General features: G+C 58.5%; 3 protein-coding genes. All 3 read left to right on the forward strand.

What is annotated here, in order from left to right:
• The first annotated feature begins 178 nt into the window (after positions 1 to 178).
• A complete protein-coding gene (locus Q6A51_RS27195; RefSeq protein ID WP_304576175.1) occupies positions 179 to 784 on the forward strand; it encodes a TetR/AcrR family transcriptional regulator in 606 nt (201 codons plus the stop codon).
• Positions 785 to 1,294: 510 nt separating this feature from the next.
• Entirely contained in the window at positions 1,295 to 1,810 is a 516-nt protein-coding gene (locus tag Q6A51_RS27200; protein WP_201007432.1) for an Hcp family type VI secretion system effector, read from the forward strand.
• A gap of 79 nt (positions 1,811 to 1,889) precedes the next feature.
• Positions 1,890 to 2,598, forward strand: a 709-nt coding sequence (gene tssI / locus Q6A51_RS27205; protein WP_304576176.1) for a type VI secretion system tip protein TssI/VgrG, incomplete at its 3' end; no start/stop codon positions are given.

The following is a 2,598-nucleotide window of genomic DNA, read 5'->3' on the forward strand; positions in this document are numbered from 1 at the left end:
CCCCCCCCCCCCCCCCCCCCCCCCCCCCCCCCCCCCCCCCCGCCCCCCCCCCCCCCCCCCCCCCCCCCGCCCCCCCGCCCCCCCCCCCCCCCCCCCCCCCCCCCCCCCCCCCCCCCCCCCCCCCACGGGCGGTGAGCTCAGTGCTACCATGCGCACCCGCCGTGCAGGAATATGGGTCATGAGCAGTATTCGCGAGCGCAACAGAGAACTGATCCTGCGCGCCGCCAGTGAAGAATTCGCCGACAAGGGTTTTGCCGCGACCAAGACCGGCGACATCGCCGCCAAGGCAGGGCTGCCCAAGCCCAACGTCTATTACTACTTCAAGTCCAAGGAAAACCTCTATCGCGAGGTGCTGGAAAGCATCATCGAGCCGATCCTGCGTGCCTCGACGCCCTTCAATCCCCAAGGCGTTCCCACGGAAGTGCTCAGCAGTTACATCCGCTCGAAAATCCAGATTTCCCGCGAACTGCCCTTCGCCTCGAAAGTGTTCGCCAGCGAAATAATGCACGGCGCACCGCACCTGACGCCCGAACAGATCGAGCAGCTAAACGGCCAGGCCAGACACAATATCGAGTGCATCCAGGCCTGGATCGACAGTGGCCAGATTGCGCCCCTGGACCCTCATCACCTGATGTTCACCATCTGGGCCGCGACCCAGACCTATGCCGACTTCGACTGGCAGATATCTACCGTCACCGGCAAGGACAAGCTTGAAGACAGCGACTACGAAGCGGCGACGCAAACCATCCTGAGGCTGGTACTCAAAGGTTGCGAACCGGATTGATCGCGTGATCTGAAATGCCGCTCAGAATCACTCTGTGGGAGCCAGCTTGCTGGTGACTTCAGCGTACAGACACAGAATATCTGCCGGGTTTCAGGTATTTTCGCCAGCAAGCTGCCTCCTGCAAGTGTGTGTGCCTTGACTGATGAGCATCAACTCATCAGGCAGCCATTCAGAGCAGTCAAATCCCGTTTCCTGCGAAGGCATGCCACATAGCCATTATGCGCAAGAAGTTGCGCACTTTTTTGTGCATATCCTGTGGATAGACCTCTGTAACCCTTGTAATTAAAAGCTAACAGACGAGTGCGCAAGAAGTTGCGCACCACTGCGCAACTTCTTGCGCACTTTTAAGGGGTTTTCCATGTGAAAATCATGAAAACCCGACAACAAAACACCTATCTATCTGATTTATATAGTAAATATATTATCTGGCACGAAGCTTGATCTGTAATCGCCACCCACCTGGCGAATTCGCCTCCCGGGACACTCAATGTTTCAGCAAGGAGAGCACCCATGGCTACACCCGCGTACATGTCCATCACTGGCGAAAAACAAGGCCTGATCACTGCCGGCGCATTCACCGCCGACTCCGTGGGCAACACCTATCAGGAAGGCCACGAAGACGAAGTAATGGTCCAGGCTTTCCATCACGACGTGATCATCCCGCGTGACCCTCAGTCCGGCCAGCCTACCGGCCAGCGCGTTCACAAACCGGTGAAAATCACCAAAGTGTTCGACAAGTCCTCGCCTCTGCTGCAAGCGGCACTGACTTCCGGCGAGCGCCTGAGCAAAGTCGAAATCAAATGGTTCCGCACTTCCGCTCAAGGCACTCAAGAGCACTACTACACCACCGTTCTGGAAGACGCCATCCTCGTCAGTTCCAAGGACTACATGCACAACTGCCAGGACCCTGCGAACGCGCATTTCACGCACCTGGAAGACATCGAAATGACCTACCGCAAAATCACCTGGACCCACGAAGTCTCCGGCACTTCGGGCTCCGATGACTGGCGCTCGCCTGTCGCCTGATAACGGCTGACGCTTCAAGCATCGACCAGCTTCTGCTGGTCGATGTTGTTTACGCTCTTCCAGAATTGAGGAACAAGGGATGTTCGCGCCGGCCAATCAGACTCACTTCAGCCTGACCATAGAAGGACTCAACAGCGACCTTCAGGTCCTGTCCCTCACCGGGCGGGAAGCCATCAGCCAACCGTTCGTGTTCGACGTCGAACTGGTCAGTGAGCAGCCGTCCCTGGACCTCGAAACGCTCCTGCACAAACCTGCCTTCCTGCAACTTTCGCCTGACGGCAGTGGCATTCATGGCCAGATCTATCGCGCCGCCCAGGGTGACTCCGGCAAACGCCTGACCCGCTACTCGGTGACCCTGCGCCCGCAGTTGTCCTACCTGGCACACCGCATCAACCAACGTATCTTCCAGAACCTCAGCGTGCCGAAAATCATCGCCCAGGTCCTTGAAGAGCATGGCATCCAGAGCAACGCCTACGCATTTACGGTCGGGTCGGTTTATCCCGAGCGCATCTACTGCGTTCAGTACGATGAATCGGACCTGCACTTCATCCAGCGCCTGTGCGAGGAAGAAGGGATTCACTACCACTTCCAGCACAGCAGCACGGGCCACAAGCTGGTGTTCGGCGATGACCAGACGGTGTTCCCGAAACTCGCGCCGGTCGCCTATCAGCAAGACTCCGGCATGGTCGCCAACGACCCGGTGATCAAGCGCTTCGACATGCGCCTGGAGACTCGCACCAGCCGCACCACCCGCCGCGACTACGACTTTGAAAAACCACGCCTGACGC

The sequence above is a fragment of the Pseudomonas serbiensis genome, assembly GCF_030580745.1.
Classification (GTDB): Bacteria; Pseudomonadota; Gammaproteobacteria; order Pseudomonadales; family Pseudomonadaceae; genus Aquipseudomonas; species Aquipseudomonas serbiensis.